The 18,061-nt window shown below is 61.0% G+C and carries 15 protein-coding genes; 2 read left to right on the forward strand and 13 right to left on the reverse strand.

From position 1 onward, the window contains the following. The first annotated feature begins 147 nt into the window (after positions 1 to 147). Entirely contained in the window at positions 148 to 1,161 is a 1,014-nt protein-coding gene (locus A3C3_RS0108290) for an alpha/beta hydrolase (protein WP_022714138.1), read from the forward strand. A gap of 4 nt (positions 1,162 to 1,165) precedes the next feature. On the opposite strand, the gene A3C3_RS0108295 is transcribed toward A3C3_RS0108290, so the two are convergent. The 8 genes from A3C3_RS0108295 to A3C3_RS0108335 form a co-directional block, all read right to left on the reverse strand. Next, on the reverse strand, positions 1,166 to 2,344 hold the full coding sequence (locus tag A3C3_RS0108295; RefSeq protein WP_022714139.1) for a glycosyltransferase family 4 protein: 1,179 nt from the start codon (positions 2,342 to 2,344) through the stop codon (positions 1,166 to 1,168). A 135-nt stretch (positions 2,345 to 2,479) separates the two neighbouring features. Next, positions 2,480 to 3,391: a sugar kinase gene (locus A3C3_RS0108300; protein ID WP_022714140.1), complete on the reverse strand. Its 912-nt coding sequence runs from the start codon at positions 3,389 to 3,391 to the stop codon at positions 2,480 to 2,482. 412 nt (positions 3,392 to 3,803) lie between these two features. Continuing rightward, a complete protein-coding gene (locus tag A3C3_RS0108310) occupies positions 3,804 to 4,139 on the reverse strand; it encodes a hypothetical protein (RefSeq protein ID WP_022714142.1) in 336 nt (111 codons plus the stop codon). A 139-nt stretch (positions 4,140 to 4,278) separates the two neighbouring features. Further along, positions 4,279 to 5,262, reverse strand: coding sequence for an ABC transporter ATP-binding protein (locus tag A3C3_RS0108315; RefSeq protein ID WP_022714143.1), 984 nt, complete (start codon positions 5,260 to 5,262; stop codon positions 4,279 to 4,281). Further along, a complete protein-coding gene (locus A3C3_RS0108320) occupies positions 5,255 to 6,247 on the reverse strand; it encodes an ABC transporter ATP-binding protein (RefSeq protein WP_022714144.1) in 993 nt (330 codons plus the stop codon). The genes A3C3_RS0108315 and A3C3_RS0108320 overlap by 8 nt, the downstream gene beginning before the upstream one ends. Positions 6,248 to 6,250: 3 nt before the next feature. Further along, complete coding sequence (locus tag A3C3_RS0108325) at positions 6,251 to 7,168, reverse strand: ABC transporter permease subunit (protein ID WP_022714145.1); 918 nt, start codon at positions 7,166 to 7,168, stop codon at positions 6,251 to 6,253. Beyond that, positions 7,165 to 8,088 carry an ABC transporter permease subunit gene (locus A3C3_RS0108330; protein WP_022714146.1) on the reverse strand — a complete coding sequence of 308 codons (924 nt, stop codon included), beginning with the start codon at positions 8,086 to 8,088 and terminating at the stop codon, positions 7,165 to 7,167. Before A3C3_RS0108330 ends, A3C3_RS0108325 begins: the two co-directional genes overlap by 4 nt. 47 nt (positions 8,089 to 8,135) lie before the next feature. Then, on the reverse strand, positions 8,136 to 9,716 hold the full coding sequence (locus tag A3C3_RS0108335) for a peptide ABC transporter substrate-binding protein (RefSeq protein WP_022714147.1): 1,581 nt from the start codon (positions 9,714 to 9,716) through the stop codon (positions 8,136 to 8,138). A gap of 269 nt (positions 9,717 to 9,985) precedes the next feature. Between A3C3_RS0108335 and bglA the strand changes: the two genes are divergently transcribed. After that, a complete protein-coding gene (gene bglA / locus A3C3_RS0108340; RefSeq protein ID WP_022714148.1) occupies positions 9,986 to 11,623 on the forward strand; it encodes a beta-galactosidase BglA in 1,638 nt (545 codons plus the stop codon). Between the two features lie 46 nt (positions 11,624 to 11,669). On the opposite strand, the gene ade is transcribed toward bglA, so the two are convergent. The 5 genes from ade to aptA all read right to left on the reverse strand — a co-directional run bounded on the left by ade (position 11,670) and on the right by aptA (position 18,005). Beyond that, positions 11,670 to 13,367: an adenine deaminase gene (gene ade / locus A3C3_RS0108345; RefSeq protein WP_022714149.1), complete on the reverse strand. Its 1,698-nt coding sequence runs from the start codon at positions 13,365 to 13,367 to the stop codon at positions 11,670 to 11,672. Between the two features lie 131 nt (positions 13,368 to 13,498). Then, positions 13,499 to 14,605, reverse strand: a complete 1,107-nt coding sequence (locus A3C3_RS0108350) for a branched-chain amino acid ABC transporter substrate-binding protein (RefSeq protein WP_022714150.1) — start codon at positions 14,603 to 14,605, stop codon at positions 13,499 to 13,501. A gap of 269 nt (positions 14,606 to 14,874) precedes the next feature. Further along, complete coding sequence (locus A3C3_RS0108355) at positions 14,875 to 15,936, reverse strand: alpha/beta hydrolase family protein (RefSeq protein WP_022714151.1); 1,062 nt, start codon at positions 15,934 to 15,936, stop codon at positions 14,875 to 14,877. Between the two features lie 244 nt (positions 15,937 to 16,180). Beyond that, a complete protein-coding gene (locus A3C3_RS46830; RefSeq protein WP_022714152.1) occupies positions 16,181 to 16,582 on the reverse strand; it encodes a Rap1a/Tai family immunity protein in 402 nt (133 codons plus the stop codon). A gap of 97 nt (positions 16,583 to 16,679) precedes the next feature. Next, positions 16,680 to 18,005, reverse strand: coding sequence for an omega-aminotransferase AptA (gene aptA, locus A3C3_RS0108365; RefSeq protein ID WP_022714153.1), 1,326 nt, complete (start codon positions 18,003 to 18,005; stop codon positions 16,680 to 16,682). Between the last annotated feature and the right edge of the window lie 56 nt (positions 18,006 to 18,061).

Genomic DNA, 18,061 nt, shown 5'->3' on the forward strand with positions numbered 1-18,061 from the left:
GGAAACATACCAATCGAAATCGTGCGATAAATAATAGCAAGAGATTTTATCGCATGGCAGCTATGCACTATTTTGAATTGCGCGATAAACAATCGTGCGCGATACAAAAACGGCTCGCAACGAACAGCAAACTGAGAGGACAAGACAATGTCGACCATCAAGACCGCACTTTCCGCAGCAACGATGCTGGCCGCCTCCGCCCTTGGCGCCGCTGCCGATCCCGTGCTGGAACCGGCCACGCAAAAATTCATCGATGCACTTGCCGGCAGCAAGCCGATCTACACCTTCTCTCCGGCTGAGGCCCGCAATATTCTCGCCGGCGCGCAGAAGGGCGAGGTGAAGAAGCCCGCAGTGCATGAAGAAAACAAGACCATCAAGGCCGGCCCGACGGGCAGCATCAAGCTCCGGATCGTCCGCCCTGAAAATGCCAGGACTGCGCTGCCGGTCGTCATGTATTTCCACGGCGGCGGCTGGGTGCTGGGCGATGCCGATACGCATGACCGCCTCGTCCGTGAGATTGCCAATGGCGCCAATGCTGCGGTCGTTTTCGTCAACTACGAGCGTTCGCCCGAGGCGCGCTATCCGATCGCCATCGAGCAGGCCTATGCCGCAACGAAGTATGTCGTAGAGCATGCCAAGGAGCTCAAGGTCGATGCGAGCCGCCTCGCCGTTGCCGGTGACAGCGTCGGCGGCAACATGACAGCGGCCGTCACCCTGCTTGCCAAGGCGCGCGGCGGCCCGGCCATCAATCAGCAGGTACTGTTCTACCCGGTCACCGACGCCAACTTTGAGACCGGCTCTTACAATCAATTCGCCAACGGCCCGTGGCTCACGAAGGAAGCGATGAAGTGGTTCTGGAACGCTTATCTGCCGGACGAAGCCAAGCGTAAGGAGCCGACGGCAACGCCGCTCAACGCTTCGCTGGAACAGTTGAACGGCCTGCCGCCAGCACTCGTCATCACCGATGAGAACGACGTGCTGCGCGACGAAGGCGAGGCCTATGGCCGCAAGCTGTCGCAGGCCGGCGTGAAGGTCACCTCGGTCCGCTATAACGGCACGATCCACGACTTCGTGCTCTTGAACGCCATCAGCGAAACCCCGGCCGTCCGCAGCGCCATCACCCTTGCCAACGACACGCTGCGCAGCGCCCTGCACAAATAAAAAATCAGGTTCCGGATTTCACCGGGCCGGCGGCATCGCCGGCCTTTCGGCTTTTGGGTAAGGTCTTGGCATATTGCCAGGCCTTCTTCCATTTCGGCGTAATGACGCCGTTGGCGGCGCGGATATTGTTGATGAACTGCTGCGTTGCCGCTTCCCAGGAATATTGCAGGGCAAGATCCCGGGCCTTCTCGCGTGAGGCGGACAATGCGCCGAGGCAGGCCGCCTGCAGGTCTTCGTCCAGTGCGCCGACCTCGCCATCCTCGCCGATGATGTCGAGCGGGCCGGTGACGGGATAAGCGGCGACGGGAACGCCGCAGGCGAGCGCTTCCAGGATCGTATTGCCGAATGTATCGGTCAGCGACGGGAAGACGAAGACATCGGCCTGTGCATAGATCCTGGCAAGCTCCTCGCCGAATTTCAGGCCGGTGAAGAGCACGTCCGGATAGCGCTTTTCCAACTCGGCGCGGGCAGGGCCGTCGCCGACCACGACTTTGGAGCCGGGCAGGGCAAGATCAAGGAAGGCGGGCAGGTTTTTTTCCAACGCCACCCGTCCAACCGTCATGTAGATGGGGCGCTGCAGGCCGAAAGGCTTTTCTTCCAGTGCCATCGGGCGGAACTGCGTGGCGTCGATGCCGCGGCTCCAGGGCATCAGATTGCGGATGCCTTTTTCCGACAGCTCGCGGGCAAGGCTCGGCGTTGCCACCATGCAGCCCGCGCCGGAATTGTGGAACCACTTCACGAAGGCGTAGAGCCAGCGCTTCGGTATCGGCAGACGGGCCGAGACATATTCCGGGAAGCGTGTGTGGTAGCTGGTGGAAAACGGCATACGGTTCCTCAGGCACCAGCGCCGCGCCGTCAGCCCAAGCGGGCCCTCGGTGGCGATATGCACATAGGACGGCTTGTGCTTTTCGATCTCACGGGCGACCCGACGGTAGTTGGCGATCGAAAGGCGAATTTCCGGATAGGTCGGGCAGGGGAAGCTACTGAAGCGCTCGGGCGTCACCATGGACACTTCGACCCCCAGTTTCGCGAGTTCGCGGTTGGTATTCTCGATCGAGCGGACAACGCCGTTCACCTGCGGATGCCAGGCGTCGGTGACGATCACCAGCCTCTCCGGCAAGCTTCCAGGCGCGGTATTGGCCCAGCTCTCGCCGCGATAGTTAGTCGACGGATGTTGCAGCATGTCCCGTTTTCCATCCACGCCGCGCCGTATCGGACGGCAACAGCACTACCCCAAGCGGGCGTAAGGAACGTGATTCCCGCGTGCTTATTTTGAGGCTTCTCTGTGATGGATTTATTACAGGCTGCCGATCGAGGCTCAGAGCCCGAGCTTATCCTTTGCCACGAGTGCACCGTGCTCGCTGACGACACGCGCGGCAACCTTCACTGCGAAACAGGCGCTGGCGACTGCATCCTTCGTCTCCAGATATTTGGCGAGGAACGCGCCGTTGAAGCTGTCGCCGGCACTGGTGGTATCGACGACCTCGTTGACCTTTTCGGCCGGCACGAAGTTCTGCTGGCCGGCAAAGTCCAGCGTGGCGCCGTCGGCGCCGTTCTTGATCAGCACGTTCGGTGCGCCGAGGGCACGGTAGCGATGGATGGTGGCTTCGATGGAGTCGTCGCCGAAATGCAAGGCCTCGTCGTCGAAGCTCGGCATGACGAGGGAAGAGGAGCGGGCGCCTTCGCTGATCGTCGTGTGCATGACGTCATAGCTCGCCCAGAGGCGGGGGCGGATGTTCGGATCGAAGACGACGAATTTTCCCGCGGCCTTGGCGCGGCGGGTTTCGGCAAGCAGCGTGTCGGCGTCTTCGCGCGGCAGAATGGCGAGCGTGATGCCTGAAAAATAGACGACGTCCGAGCCTTCGATCGCTTCGCGTAATCGGTCGGGATCGGCGGCAAGCTGCCTGGCGGCGGAGTTGTCGCGCCAGTAGCTGAAGGAGCGTTCGCCGTTCCTGAGGTTGATCATGTAAAGGCCGGGCGCTTTGCCCCTGATGCGCCTGATGAGCTTCGTGCCGATGCCTGCTTCTTCGAAGAAGGCGATCATCTCGTCCGACATGGCGTCATCGCCAAGCGCGGTGAAATAATCGACGCTCCAGGCGGGCTGCATGCAGGCGCGAGCGTACCAAGCGGTGTTCAGCGTATCGCCGGCGAAACCCTTTCTCAGCAGGCCGCCGCCTGCCTGCGAAAGCTCCACCATGCACTCACCGATCGACAAGAACCGTCCGTTCAAAACTGCCTCCCGAAAAATCTCCGCGTCTGCTGATTACGCGCAGAGGCGTTTGGAGGCAAGCGCCGGCATTGCCGGTCGCGGCCCGTTTGCCGGACGGCAGCCACTGGAAGAGCCGGCCCGCTTCCTTTGCGAGGCAGGTTTGAAGACCAACGGCGGGTTGCTATTCGTGGATCGTGTAGCTGCCGAGCTGGCAGAGATCCTGCGTGGCCTCGGTCGCATCGAGGTCGGAAGCCTCGTCGAATTCGAAGCGCATGTCGTATTTTCAGATTGGGTAGAATCCTCTTAGCGGAGGCCATTGAAAGGGCGATCGTCAAGACGTTACATCTCACCAACGGGCATACCGACCCAGAAATAGTTGGTGAATAAGCCCGCCGGTGTGACGGCGGGCTCATGTCGCAGATCGTTCGTTTGCCTATCCGATCTCCGGGCAGCCGCGACGGTTGGCGAAGACGATGCGGTCCGGGCCGTAACGAGTCCAGCCTTGCACCGTGACGCTGCGCCTCGTCACACGGACGACCTCAGGCCGGCGGAGGCCGGAATCGCGAGCGGCGATTTGTGCCTCGCGCGGGCTGCAGCCCCGGCGGTAGTCGTCGCGATAACGATCGTCGCGATCGCGATCGTAAATACGCACGCCGTCCGGGCCGATACGGAACTGGACGTCCTGAGCCTGAGCAAAGGACGCGGGCGCGACAGCGCCTGCGAGTGTAAGCGCCAGCACAAGGCCGGCATTGGATATCAGCTTGAGCAATTTTTCCTCCTTCGGAACCCTGCAATGACCCGCATGCTTGTGTAAGGGGAGAACTGCCCCGGAGCGCGATTGTTCCGCTCCGGGGCAGGCGCTGGGCAACGCGCGTGTTGCGCGCGAGCTGACCCAGAGCGGACGCGATTTACCGGTCCATATGGTAACAGGCTGCCGTTTGACCCGGGCGCACATGCTCGGTCGGCGGCATTTCCGTCCGGCAGATATCCGTCGCCTTCCAGCAGCGAGGCGAAAAGACGCAGCCCTTCGGCGGGTTCAGCGGCGAGGGCGGGTCGCCCTGAAGGCGGATGCGTGTGCGCTGGCGGGCAAGCTTCGGATCGGGGATCGGTGCGGCCGAAAACAATGCCTGCGTATAAGGATGCGCAGGATGTTCGAAGACCGTCTGGCAATCGCCGGCTTCCACCACCTTGCCGAGATAGAGCACCAGCACGTCGTCCGAGATCAGCCGCACGACGGAAAGGTCGTGGCTGATGAAGATCAGCGTCAGGCCGAACTCTTTCCGGAGCTTGCGCAGGAGCGTGATGACCTGCCCCTGGATCGAAACATCGAGGGCCGATACCGGCTCGTCGCAGATGATGAGCTTCGGCCTCGTCACGACCGCGCGGGCAATGCCGATGCGCTGTGCCTGACCGCCGGAAAACTCATGCGGGTAGCGGTTGATCATTTCCGGCACGAGGCCGACAGCACTCATGATGTCGCGCACACGTTCGAGGCGCTGCGCTTTGGAAAGCTTCGGCTCGAAGACGGTCAGCGGCTCGGCGATGATGTCGCCGACCGTCATGCGCGGGTCGAGCGATGCGATCGGATCCTGGAAGATGATCTGCATGTCGCGGCGCGCGGCGCGCATCTCTTCGTCCGACAGGTCCAGCAGGTTGCGGCCCTGCCAGAGGATGCGGCCCCCCTGCGAGCGTAACAGCCGCAGGATGGAGCGGCCGAGCGTGGACTTTCCGCAGCCGGATTCGCCGACGATGCCGAGCGTGCGGCCCTCCTTCAAGTCGAAGCTGACATTGTTGACGGCCGTCAGCATCACCGGCGGCTTGAAGAAGCCTTTGGAGGGCAGTTCGAACTGGGTTGTCAGGTTCTCGACCCTCAACAGCGATCGTTCAGCCATGATTGAGTAGCTCCTCGATACGCGGGAATGGGTGGAAACAGGCTGCGCAATGGCGCGGTGACAGCGTTTCGAGCGGCGGCGGACGATCAATGCAATCGTCTTCTACCTTGGGACAGCGTGGCGAGAAGTTGCAGCCTTTCGGCAGGTGCTGCAGGTTCGGCGGCCGCCCGGGAATGACGACGAGCTGGTCGACGTCCTGATCCGGGCGCGGGATCGCTGCGTGCAGCGCCGCCGTATAGGGATGTGCCGGATTTTCGAAGAGCTCATCGACGGGCGCTTCCTCGACGATGCGGCCGGCATACATGACTGCGACGCGATCGGCGAGGCCGGCAACGACGCCAAGATCGTGGGTGATCATCGCGAGCGCCGTATTCATCTCGGCCGTCAGATCGTTGAAGAGATCGAGGATCTGCGCCTGGATGGTGACATCGAGCGCGGTGGTGGGCTCGTCGGCAATCAGGAGCTTCGGCTTGGTGAGCAGCGCCATGGCAATCACGATGCGCTGGCGCATGCCGCCCGATAGCTCGTGCGGATAGAGGTTGAAGCGGCGCGTGGGGTCGGGGATGCCGACCCGCTTCAGCATATCGAGCGCTTCGGCAGAGGCTGCGCGCGCCGTGAAACCGCGATGAACCTCAAGCTGTTCCGTCAGTTGGCGGGAAATCCTGAGAGACGGATTCAAGGCGGTCATGGGGTCCTGGAAGACCATGGCCATGTCCTTGCCGCGCACCTGATCGAGTTCACGTGGCTTCAGCGACAGCACATCCCTGCCTTCGAGCAGCGCCTGGCCGCTGGTCTTGCCGTTCTTGGCGAGCAACCCCATGATGCCTAGGAAGGTCTGGCTTTTGCCGGAGCCGGACTCGCCGACGATCGCGATGCGCTCGCCGCGCTTGATCGTGAGGTTCAAGTTGGAGACGGCCTTTACCTGGCCGTCCGGCGTTTCGAAGGTGATCGAGTAGTCTTTGAGTTCGAGAAGGTTGTCGGTCATCGTTTAGCGATCCTTCGGGTCGAACGCGTCGCGCAGGCCGTCGCCGATGAAGAGCAGGCTGAGCAGCAGGGCGACGAGGAAGCTTGCGGGGAAGACCAGCAACCAGGGCATGCTCTCCATTGCATCGGTGCCTTCGGCAATCAGCGTGCCGAGCGAGGTCAGCGGCTCCTGAACGCCGAAGCCGAGATAGGAAAGGAAACTCTCCGTGGCGATGATTTCGGGAACGGTGAGTGCAGCAAAGATGACCACCGGGCCGACGAGGTTCGGAATGACGTGTTTGAGGATGATCTTGAAAGGCCTCTGCCCCGAGGCGCGTGCAGCCTCGATGAATTCGCGCTGCTTGATCGACAGTGTCTGGCCGCGGACGATACGGGCCATGGTCAGCCACTCCAGCGCGCCGATCGCGGCGAAGAGCAGATAGACGTTACGGCCGAAGATCACCATCAGCAGGATGACGAACAGGATGTAGGGGAGGGCATACATGATATCGACGAAACGCATCATGACCGAATCCAGCCTGCCGCCGAGATAGCCGGAGACGGCGCCGTAGAGCACGCCGATGACGACGGAGACGACGGTTGCCGTCAGCGCGACGGCAAGCGAGACGCGGGTGCCGTAAAGCACGCGGGCCAGAAGATCGCGGCCGTTCGGATCGGTGCCGAAGTAATGCCCGCTTGCAAAGTCCGGAGGTGTGCGGAAGGCGGCCCAGTCCGGATCTTCATAGTTGAAGGGAATGAAATAAGGGCCGAGGAAGGCGAGGAGGACGAGCAGCGCCAGCACCGCGATCGAGATTACCGCCGCCTTGTTGCGTGACAGGCGCCGAAGCGCATCCTTGGTGAGCGAACGGCCTTCGGGGGCTAGGCCTTCGGCCTGCAGCAACTCGGCGGCGAGCAGTTCGCGTTTTGCGGGGTTGAGGATCATCGGTTTCTCACTTTCGGATCGAGCCACGCATAGGCGATGTCGACGAGAAGGTTGAGGAAGACGATCAGCACCATGTAGAAGATGACCGTTCCGAGAACCATCCCGTAGTCGCGGTTCAGCGCTGCAGTGATGAAATAGCGGCCGATGCCGGGCAGTCCGAAGACGCTCTCGACAACCAGCGAGCCGGTGAGAAGATAGCTTGCCGCCGGTCCGAGATAGGAGACGACGGGCATCATGGCAGGCTTCAGCGCGTGGCGCATGACCGTCAGGCGCGGACCGATGCCTTTTGCCTTGGCTGTCCGGATGAAGTTCTGGTTCATGACCTCGATCATCGAGCCGCGGGTGATGCGCGATATGCGTCCGGCATGCGGCAGCGCCAGAACGACGATCGGCATGACAAGGAATTTGAAGGAGCCGTCACCCCAGCCGCCGACGGGAAGCCATCCGAGACGGATACCGAAAACGAGCTGCAGGATCGGGGCGATCAGGAAGTTGGGAAGCACGACGCCGATCAGAATGAGTGCGCCCAGGATGTAGTCGGGCGTCTTGTTCTGGTAGAGCGCTCCCAGACAGCCGACGGTGACGCCGACAAGGATGGCGAGCAGGAAGGCCGCGGTGCCGATCGTGAAGGTATAGGGCAGGCCGATCATGATCTGCTGCCCGACGGTGAAATCTTCGCTGGCGAAGGACGGGCCAAGATCGCCTTTCAACAGGTCGCCGACATAGATCATATACTGCTGGATCAGCGGCTTATCCAGATTGTAGTGGGCCGCAAGGTTCTTCATGATGACCGGCGGCAATGGCCTTTCGCCATCGAAGGGGCCGCCGGGGGCAAGGCGCAAAACGAAAAAGCAGGCTGTGACGGCGATCCAGAGAACGGGGATCGTCGACAGCAATCGACGGAGTGCATATTTGATCATGATCGTGGACCGGCCCTTCCCGCAGACCGCGGGAAGGGCCGTTTTCCTTACTCTTTCATCGACAGCCAGCGCGTACGGTGGATGTCCTGCACGTTGTCGACGAAGCCCTCGATCTTTGGCGAGACGACGTTCTTCGAGACGTAGTAGTAGATCGGCAAGGCGGCGGAATCGTCCAGCGCCAGCTGCTCAGCCTTCTTGAAGATTTCGGCGCGCTTGGCGAGATCCGTCTGCGCGTTGCCTTCCTTGATCAGCTTGTCGTATTCGGGGCTAGACCAGCGGCCATAGTTCATCTGAACGCCGGTAACGAGCAGGTTCAGGAAGTTGTCCGGATCGTTGTAATCGGCAAGCCAGCCGGCGCGGCCGATTTCCACTTCGCCACTTTTCAGCTGATCATAATGTACCTTGGTCTCGGCATTGACGAGTTCGATATTCACGCCGAGCGGCTTCCACATGGCGGCAATCGCCACGGCAATGCGCTTGTGGTTGTCATTGGTGTTGTACTTGAGCTGTGCCGTTAGTGGATGATCAGGGCCGAAACCTGCTTCCGTAAGCAGTTTCTTCGCTTCGACGACCTTTTCGCTGTAGGGCAAATCTTTCCAGGAGACGTAGGCCGGCTCGCCGTAGTTGGCCGTACCCGGCGGCACCCACGAATAAGCGGGCAGTTCACCCGTTCCGAGAATCTGCGGGCCGATGACCTCGCGATTGATCGCCATGGAAAGAGCCTGGCGGACGCGCTTGTCGCTGAACGGCGGCTTGCTCGAGTTGATCACGTAGTAATAGAGGCCGGAGAACGGAGCCACGTGGGCCTGACCGGGCAGGTTCTTCTTCATCCATTCGTACTGATCGGTCGGGAAGTCCGTAAGGATGTCGAACTCGCCGGCGCGGTAGCGCTTCAGCGCGGCTTCCTGGTCTTCAAGCACGAAGAACTTCGCGCCGTCGATCTTCAGATCTTTGACACCATAATATTGGTCGTTCTTGACGGTTGTAACGTGCGAGCCAGGCACCCACTCGACGGGCTTGTAGGGGCCGTTGGTGACGATGTTACCGATCTTGACCCAGTCCGCGCCCTTGGCTTCGACGACATGTTTCGGCAGCGGGTATGCGGTGTAGTGAGTCAACGCGCCGATGAAATACGGCGTCGGGGCTTCGAGCGTAATCTCGAGCGTCTTATCGTCGATTGCCTTGACGCCGAGCTGGTTGAAATCGGTGATCTCGCCCTTGTTGATCTTTTCGGCATTCTTGATGGTGAACTGCAGATAGGCGTAGTCGGCGGCATTCTTCGGGTCCATGAGGCGCTGGAAGGCGAAGACGAAGTCTCCGGCCGTTACCGGCTGGCCGTCGGACCACTTGATGCCGTCGCGCAGCTTGAAGGTGTAGACTTTGCCGTCATCCGAGACGGTCCAGCTTTGGGCCTGGCCCGGAATCGGATTGAGCTTAGCATCTTCAGCCACGAGTCCTTCGAAGATGTCGCCGGCAATGCGATTTTCCCAGTCGCCGGAGAGCTTTTGCGGATCGAGCGATGCCGGATCGCCGCCATTGTGGATATTGAGCGTGACCGCGTGGGCCGAGAAAGCCAGCAATGTGCCAAGCATTGCTGAGGCTAGAAATTTTTTCGTTGTATGGGTCATATTGGGCCACCTTTCCAGGCTTTTTTGCCTATTCTTAGTCATTTGTTCCCGGTTTTTGACCTGTTACGTGCAAGTCAATGCGCACCTTATCGCAAAGGATTGGCGTTGCAACCCCCAATGAAAGAGGGTTGCTCAAGGTGTGGACAAGCTCGTAGGCGGCGTTTTCTTTGCGATGTGCGTCCCGCCCAAAAGAGGTCACCGGCGCAGTTGTTTTTTGTTTTCCGGGCTTTAGTCTGTGCGCATTTCGAATGGCGCGGAGAATCCGGCAAATGGCGATACAGGCAGCGGAGTGGTGGCGGGGTGCGGTCATCTATCAGGTTTATCCACGGTCGTTTCAGGATACGAACAGCGACGGTCTCGGCGACCTCAAGGGCATTACCCGCCGCCTCCCGCATATCGCCAATCTCGGCGTCGATGCGATCTGGCTCTCGCCCTTCTTCAAATCGCCGATGGCTGACATGGGCTACGACGTCTCGGACTACTGCGACGTCGATCCGATCTTCGGGACGCTCGATGATTTCGACGAGATGATGGCTGTCGCCCATTCGCTGGGGTTAAAGGTCATCATCGACCAGGTGATCTCCCATACGTCCGACCAGCATCCGTGGTTTGTCGAAAGCCGCTCGAGCCGCACGAATCCCAAGGCGGACTGGTATGTCTGGGCCGACCCGAAGCGCGACGGCACGGCGCCGAACAACTGGCTTTCGATCTTCGGCGGACCGGGCTGGGAATGGGATGGCGTGCGGCGGCAATATTACCAGCACAATTTCCTGACCTCGCAGCCGGACCTCAACTTCCACAACACGGAAGTCCAGGATGCGGTGCTGAAGACCGTGAAGTTCTGGCTCGACCGCGGGGTCGACGGCTTCCGGCTCGATACGGTCAACTATTACTTCTGCGACAAGCTGCTTCGCGACAATCCGCCCCATGAGCCGGATACGAGCGACGGCGGTCTCGATGCGCCGGACAGCAACCCCTACGGCATGCAGAACCATCTCCACGACAAGACGCAGCCGGAAAACCTCGATTTCCTGAAGCGCTTCCGGACGCTGCTCAATCAATATGAAGCGCGAGCGACGGTCGGCGAGGTCGGCGACGGCGCGCGGTCGCTGAAGACTGTCGCGGCCTATACGAGCGGCGGCGACAAGCTGCACATGTGCTACACCTTCGATCTGCTCGGACCTGACTTCACGGCCGCGCATATCCGCAACTGCGTCGAGACCTTTCAAAAGACGGTTGTCGACGGCTGGGTGTGCTGGGCCTTCTCCAATCACGACGTCAAGCGCCATGTGAGCCGTTTCGCAAAAGCCGAGGAGGAGCGGCCGATGATCGCCAAGCTGGCAATTTCCGTGCTGGCGGCGCTGCGCGGCTCGATCTGCCTTTATCAGGGCGAAGAGCTGGGACTTGCCGAAGCGGAACTTGCCTTCGAGGATCTGCGCGATCCTTACGGCATCCGCTTCTGGCCCGCCTTCAAGGGTCGCGACGGATGCCGCACGCCGATGCCCTGGGAGGCCGGCAAGGCGCATGCAGGCTTCACCTCGGCAGAGAAAAGCTGGCTGCCTGTTCCCTACGAGCAGGCAGCCCTTTCCGTCGATACGCAGGAAGAGGACGTAAACTCGGTACTCACTCATTATCGCCAGATGCTGGAATTCCGGAAGCGGCATCCAGCGTTGCTTGACGGCGATATGGAATTCATCGGTACAAATCAGGATCTCTTGGCATTCACACGCGAGAAGAATGGAGAGAAACTGCTCTTCGTCTTCAACCTGACCCGCAAGTCTGCGGAGTTCAGATTGGCCGTGGGCATGACGCTTGGCGAGCACGTCGACATGCCGGGCTCTGGCGGATTGGCTGGCAGGGAGTCGATCCAGCTTGAAGCGCTGAGTGCGCATTGTCACCGGATCTGACGCAGGCGGTCTAAGGGATCACTTCAACGGCTTATCAAAATGCCTTTCACCCGATCAGCACAAACCGATCCACGTCCACCATGCCCCGGTCCGAAATCTTCAGGTGCGGGATCACGGGCAGCGGCAGGAAGGCGAGCTGAAGGAAGGGCTCTTCCAGCGTGGCGCCGAGCGCGTAGGCTGCCTTTCGGAGATGGTCGAGAGTGTCGCGGACCTTTTCGTAAGGTTCGAGGCTCATCAGGCCGGCGACGGGGAGGGCGATCTCGCCGGTCACCTTGCCGTCCTCGACGACCACGAAGCCGCCTTTGATTTCGCCGAGGCGGTTGGCCGCGCACGCCATATCATCATCGCTGACGCCGACGACACAGATGTTGTGGCTGTCATGGCCGACGGTGGAGGCGATCGCGCCTTTCTTTAGGCCGAAGCCCTGGACGAAGCCGTTGGCGTGGTTGCCGTTCTTGCCGTGACGCTCGATGACAGCGACCTTGATGATGTCGTTTTCGAGATCGATGCCGGTCTGGTTTCCCTTTGCCGGAAGGCGGTGCCGGCGAAATTCGGTGATGATCTTGCCGGGGGTGACGCCGATGACCGGCGTCTCGTCTTCGGTGGCCGGGACGCCGAAATGAGCCGCGTTGACGGGTCGCGCCTTCACGCTGTCGAGACCGACTGGCGCGACCGGCTTGCGGGTGGCGAAGAGCTCATCGCTGACGCGGCGGCCGGCAGAGAAGACGATCTCGGCTTTGCAGCGCTCCAGGCTATCGATGACGGCGAGATCGGCGCGCCAGCCAGGCGCGATGAGGCCGCGATCCATCAATCCGAAGGCGCGGGCGGCGGAGATCGAGGCGGCGCGGTAGATCGCAAGCGGATCGACACCACTCGCGATTGCGGTGCGGATCATGTAGTCGAGATGGCCCTGCTCGGCAATGTCGAGCGGATTGCGGTCGTCGGTGCAGAGCGCGAGATAGGGCGATAGACGCTCGGTGATGATCGGCATCAAGGCCTTCAGGTCCTTCGAGACCGAACCTTCGCGGACGAGAATATGCATGCCCTTGCTGATCTTTTCGAGGGCCTCTGCTGCGGTCGTGCATTCATGCTCGGTGCGAATTCCGGCCGCGAGGTAGCCGTTGAGGTTTATCCCGCGCAGCAACGGCGCGTGGCCGTCGATATGGCTGCCCTGGAACGCTTCTAGCTTTTCCATGCAGACCGGGTCCTTGTGGATCACGCCGGGGAAATTCATGAATTCCGCAAGGCCGATGACCTTGGGATGATCGCGGAAGGGCAGGAGCTTGTCGATCGGCAAATCCGCCCCAGATGTCTCAAGATGTGTGGCGGGCACGCAGGAGGAGAGCTGGACGCGGATATCCATGATCGTTTCGAGCGACGAATCGAGGAAGAACTGGATACCCTCGGTGCCGAGCACATTGGCGATCTCGTGCGGATCGCAGATGGCCGTGGTGACGCCATAGGGCAGAACGCAGCGGTCGAATTCATGCGGCGTGACGAGCGAGGATTCGATGTGGAGATGCGTGTCGATGAAACCTGGAACGACGATCTTGCCGGAGATGACGATCTCGGTTTCTCCCTCATATGTGCCGCAGGTGCCGACGATGCGATCGCTGCCGATGGCGATGTCGGATTCGACCAGCTCGCCGGTCACGAGATCGAAGAAACGTCCGCCTTTCAAGACGATATCGGCCGGCAGGCGGCCTGTGCCCTGATCGATGAGGCGTTCGAGCTTGGTGGTCATGGGCATCCTCGTTCTGGCCATCCGTCCGTTATAACCGAAGTGCCGGACAAAGCGCTATAAGCGAGACTGCTCCAGAAATGAAAACCGGGCGCCGATAAGACGCCCGGTCAATGGGATTCGACTGTCAGGCCTTATTCGGCGGCGACGATCTTGCCGCCTTCCCACTTGTAGAGCGCAAAACTCTGCGAGGTGAGATCGCCGGTTTCGCCATAAGTGAGCTTGCCGATCGCGGTTGCGATCGGTTCGCCGCTCTTGAGGGCGGCGGCAACAGCTTCGGAGTCTTCGGCGCTGCCAGCCTTCTCAATGCCGGCCTTGAGGACTTCGACGGCCGCGTAAGCATTCAGCGTGAAGGCTTCGGCCGGGATGTTCTTGGCGGTAAGCGCGTCGGAGGCTGCCTTGGAGTCAGCGCTCTTCGTCGCATCGGATGCGTTGGTGAAGACGGTGCCTGCAGCAGCTTCCGTCCCGATATTCCAGAATTCGCTGTTCGAGAGGCCGTCACCGCCGATGATCGTTGCCTTGACGGAAAGATCGGCAAGCTGACGGGCAAGCAGGCCGCCTTCCGGGTGGTAGCCGCCGAAGTAGATCACGTCGACATTTTCGGCCTTGAGGCGGGTGGTGAGCGCGCTGAAATCCTTGTCGCCGGGGGTGATCGCATCATTGATGACCTCGGTGACACCGCCGGCATTGAGCGTTGCCTTGAAGGCGTCGGCAAGGCCCTTGCCATAGGCGCCCTTGTCGTTGACGATAGCGACGCGCTTGTCCTTGAAGTTCTTGAGCACGTATTTGCCGGCGACTTCGGCCTGCTGGTCGTCGCGGCCACAGGTGCGCAGCACATTGGTGAGGCCGCGCTTGGTGAGATCCGGTGCTGTCGCCGTCGGGGTCACCATCAGGATGCCGTTTTCGGCAAGCACGTCGGAAGCGGGGATGGCGACGCCGGAGGTGACCGGACCGACGACGAAGCGAACGCCTTCGCCGACGAGCTGGTTTGCGGCGGAAACGCCCTGCTTGGGTTCGCCCGCGTCGTCGGCAGTCTTCAGGACTACCTTTTGGCCGAGGATGCCGCCTTTCTTGTTGATCTCGTCAACGGCGGTCTGCGCGCCGTTCTTCACCTGGTCGCCATAGGCGGCAACGGGGCCGGTCAGCGGTGCGATCAGGCCGATGGTGATGTCGGCATAGGCAAATGGCGCAAAGGCCAGCGATGCGACAAGGGTCGCGCCAGTCAAAGTCTTCAGACTCATTTTCGTTCTCCTTGGGTGGGGCCTTCTGGCCCGCGATGACTGCCGCGACAACGAAACCCGTTCGTTCAACACCCCAAAGGGATGCGCCAAAAGACGACGGCTACAGTGCGGTCAACGCGCCTTCCGGCCACTTTTGGCTTCGGAAGGCACAGACCAATTTTCTATGAATTTTGCTGCGATTACGCAAGGAGATAACAAAGTGAGGCCCGTCTTCGGCAAATCCGGGAAGAAACAGGCGTCGATCGCGATTTTTTTTAAGTTTTCACGATCTATCTTGTTGGAAGGGCTCTTTGCAGGAAGGCGACGATCATATCGGCAACTTGCCGATGAATGGCGTTTCGATCCGCGCCCTGACCATCCTTGCAGACGATGCTTTCGCCCGGAGCTTCCTCCTCAATCAGCGCTGCCGCTCCCGGTTTGCAAGGCTGCATGAAACTGAAATGCAGGGAGCCGGGGACGAGAGCATAGGAGGTCGTGGCAGAAGGCAGATACTGGGCCAGATAGGCAGAGTCCTTGTTGGTGGCGGCGATATCCGCTTTGGCGGCGGTCTCCTTGTCGACATCCTCGGCCGCTCCGAACACGAGCGCTGGCACGCGGGCGGATGCGAGGCTTTGCGGCGTAAGCCCGCGTCCTGGGCCGAGGTCAAGCGTGACGACCGCGCCGATCCGCCGGTCGCTGAGATCGGCACCCATCGCTAAAGTGGAGGCTGCGTCCCGCCCGAGACCCAACCCCTTGAATATCTTGCAATAGAGAGAGCCGAACTGTGTCATGCAATTCGTCATGACATCCTTGGCATCGAAGCGACCCCCGGCAAGTTCGATGACCGTCCATCCGCCGAGCGAATGACCGATGGCAGCGATGCGGTTGCTCGCAATGCCGCCGGTCAGCTCCCGACGGGAAAGCAACGCGTCGATAACGTGGCTGAGATCGCGCGGGCGCTTCCAGAGAATTACGGCTTCAGGTGGCCGCATATCGAAGGTGGTAGTGCCGGGGTGGTCGGGGGCTGCGACCACATAGCCCTTGTGGACAAGTTCGCTCGCGAGCCAGGCGAGGTTGCGCCAACTACCGCCATAACCGTGTGAAAGAATCACCAGCGGGTGAGGGCCGGTCTCGGCTTCGGCATCCTTGACGACAGGCTGGCCCCTGAAGGCGGGCGTTTCGCCGAGCAGCACCGGCTCCCGGTCGGTATCGGTGGGATACCAGATGCTGACATGCATGGGGCGGCCGCCCTGTTTGTCCGGCAAGGTCATCTCGCGGAACCCGACCGCGGCGAATGCCGACTGGGCGGAGAATGAGACGAGCAAGGCGATAAAAAGCATGAACTTGAGCATGGAAACCTCCGGCTGGAAATGAACTCGTCCTTCCTGCCGGGAATGTGTGCGGGCGGCGACCCGCAACGCGATCGAGGTCGCCGACTTCGCGGAAATCTCCGCCTCTCATGGATTTGGTTCCATGGAGCGAATGCCTGACCACGGCAGCTCTACCGTCAACAGCCGACACCGCGCATTAACTCGGCGGGACGGCGGCTAGGTGGCTGACGCGCTTTGGCAACCGTCCGGGTTCCCAACGCTCTGGCTATCTGCCGTTACACTCGAAGCGACCTTTCATCCAAACCATCATCAGATCATCACCCGCCGCATCATGGGCGGCGGGGTTGGCCTTCAAAAACCTGCAGAGATCGTCCGCTATTTCTTTGGCGGACACATTTGCCGGAAGGCAAAAGTTCATCCCAACCGATTGGCCAAAGTACGCACCATCGACCATTCTTTCAGCTCGAAAGGGCGGCGTTTCGAGATTCCGGCGCGCAAGGTACTCGTCCCGTCCCCACTTCTCTAGCCACCCCGTTACGTAGCCCCTAACGAATTCACGAGAGCTCAGACAATCCACGTATAGGGTCCCTCCCATCGAGAAGCCTTCCGGCAGCTTCGACGAGACTGTGGCCACGAACATCGTCGCGATCAGTAGAGAAATCTGCATGGGTTAATTAAGCCTGACGGCAGTATCCGCCCTGCGTTAGCGCGAAACCTCTCCCCACGTGCGGGGGAGAGGTTAAGGTGAGGGCAGTGCGCCGGTCTCAAATGTTGTTCTGCAAAATCTCGCGCAGTTTGCCGAAGAGCTCGTCGATGTGCTTCTTTTCGATGATGAGCGGCGGGGAAAGGGCGATGATGTCGCCTGTGGTGCGGATCAGCAAGCCGTTCTCATAGGCCCTCAGGAAGGCGGTGAAGGCGCGTTTGGTGGGTTCGCCGGCGATCGGGTCGAGTTCGATCGCGCCGATCAGACCGGTGTTGCGGATGTCGATGACGTTCGCGCAGTCCTTCAGCGAGTGAAGGGCGTCGGCCCAGTAATCCGAGAGTTCGCCAGCGCGGGTGAGCAGGCCTTCTTCCTTGTAGGTGTCGAGGGTGGCAAGCGCGGCGGCGGCGGCGATCGGGTTGCCCGAATAGGTGTAGCCGTGGAAAAACTCGATCATGTGCTCCGGGCCGTTCATGAAGGCGTCATGAATCTCGGAGGTGACGAAGACAGCCCCCATCGGGATGACGCCGTTGGTGAGGCCCTTGGCGGTGGTGATGATGTCGGGCTTCACATCGTAGTACTGCGCGGCAAAGGGAGCGCCGAGGCGGCCGAAGCCGGTGATGACTTCGTCGAAGATCAAAAGGATGCCGTGCTTGGTGCAGATTTCGCGGAGCTTCTGCAGGTAGCCCTTCGGAGGAATGAGAACGCCGGTGGAACCTGCGACCGGCTCGACGATGACAGCGGCGATCGTGGAGGCGTCATGCAGCGTCACGATGCGCTCCAGCTCGGTTGCGATGTCGCCGCCATGTTCCGGCTCGCCGCGGGTGAAGGTGTTCTTGCCCGGCTGGTGCGTATGCGGCATGTGGTCGACGCCGGTCAGAAGCGTGCCGAACATCTTGCGGTTGGAGACGATGCCGCCGACCGAGATGCCGCCGAAATTGACGCCGTGATAGCCGCGTTCGCGGCCGATCAGGCGGAAGCGGGAGCCGTTGCCCTTCACCCGATGGTAGGCCAGGGCCACCTTGAGCGCCGTCTCCACCGACTCGGATCCGGAGTTGGTGTAGAGGACGTGGTCCATGCCTTCCGGCGCGATATCGACGAGGCGGTTCGCAAGCTCGAAGGCCTTCGGATGGCCGAGCTGGAAGGCCGGGGCATAATCGAGCTCGCCGGCCTGCTCGCGGATCGCCTCGGTGATCTTCGGCCGGCAGTGGCCGGCATTCACGCACCAGAGACCGGCGGTGCCGTCAAGGACCTGACGGCCGTCATGGGTCGTGTAGTACATGTCCTTGGCGCCGACGAACATGCGCGGCTCCTTCTTGAATTGCCGGTTTGCCGTAAAGGGCATCCAGAAGGCGCGAAGATCGTTCGGTGCATTGAGGCGATTGGACATGCTGTTCTCCTGGCCGTCGCGGGGCCGTCCCCGGGGCTTTGCGCCCATATTTTTAC

It is taken from the genome of Rhizobium mongolense USDA 1844, from assembly GCF_000419765.1.
Classification (GTDB): Bacteria; Pseudomonadota; Alphaproteobacteria; order Rhizobiales; family Rhizobiaceae; genus Rhizobium; species Rhizobium mongolense.

Coding starts and splice junctions, on each gene's coding strand:
- A3C3_RS0108290 (WP_022714138.1), top strand. CDS start 148: ATGTCGACCATCAAGACCGCACTTTCCGCAGCAACGATGCTGGCCGCC.
- A3C3_RS0108295 (WP_022714139.1), bottom strand. CDS start 2,344: ATGCTGCAACATCCGTCGACTAACTATCGCGGCGAGAGCTGGGCCAAT.
- A3C3_RS0108315 (WP_022714143.1), bottom strand. CDS start 5,262: ATGGCTGAACGATCGCTGTTGAGGGTCGAGAACCTGACAACCCAGTTC.
- A3C3_RS0108320 (WP_022714144.1), bottom strand. CDS start 6,247: ATGACCGACAACCTTCTCGAACTCAAAGACTACTCGATCACCTTCGAA.
- A3C3_RS0108325 (WP_022714145.1), bottom strand. CDS start 7,168: ATGATCCTCAACCCCGCAAAACGCGAACTGCTCGCCGCCGAGTTGCTG.
- A3C3_RS0108330 (WP_022714146.1), bottom strand. CDS start 8,088: ATGATCAAATATGCACTCCGTCGATTGCTGTCGACGATCCCCGTTCTC.
- A3C3_RS0108335 (WP_022714147.1), bottom strand. CDS start 9,716: ATGACCCATACAACGAAAAAATTTCTAGCCTCAGCAATGCTTGGCACA.
- bglA (WP_022714148.1), top strand. CDS start 9,986: ATGGCGATACAGGCAGCGGAGTGGTGGCGGGGTGCGGTCATCTATCAG.
- ade (WP_022714149.1), bottom strand. CDS start 13,367: ATGACCACCAAGCTCGAACGCCTCATCGATCAGGGCACAGGCCGCCTG.
- A3C3_RS0108350 (WP_022714150.1), bottom strand. CDS start 14,605: ATGAGTCTGAAGACTTTGACTGGCGCGACCCTTGTCGCATCGCTGGCC.
- A3C3_RS0108355 (WP_022714151.1), bottom strand. CDS start 15,936: ATGCTCAAGTTCATGCTTTTTATCGCCTTGCTCGTCTCATTCTCCGCC.
- A3C3_RS46830 (WP_022714152.1), bottom strand. CDS start 16,582: ATGCAGATTTCTCTACTGATCGCGACGATGTTCGTGGCCACAGTCTCG.
- aptA (WP_022714153.1), bottom strand. CDS start 18,005: ATGTCCAATCGCCTCAATGCACCGAACGATCTTCGCGCCTTCTGGATG.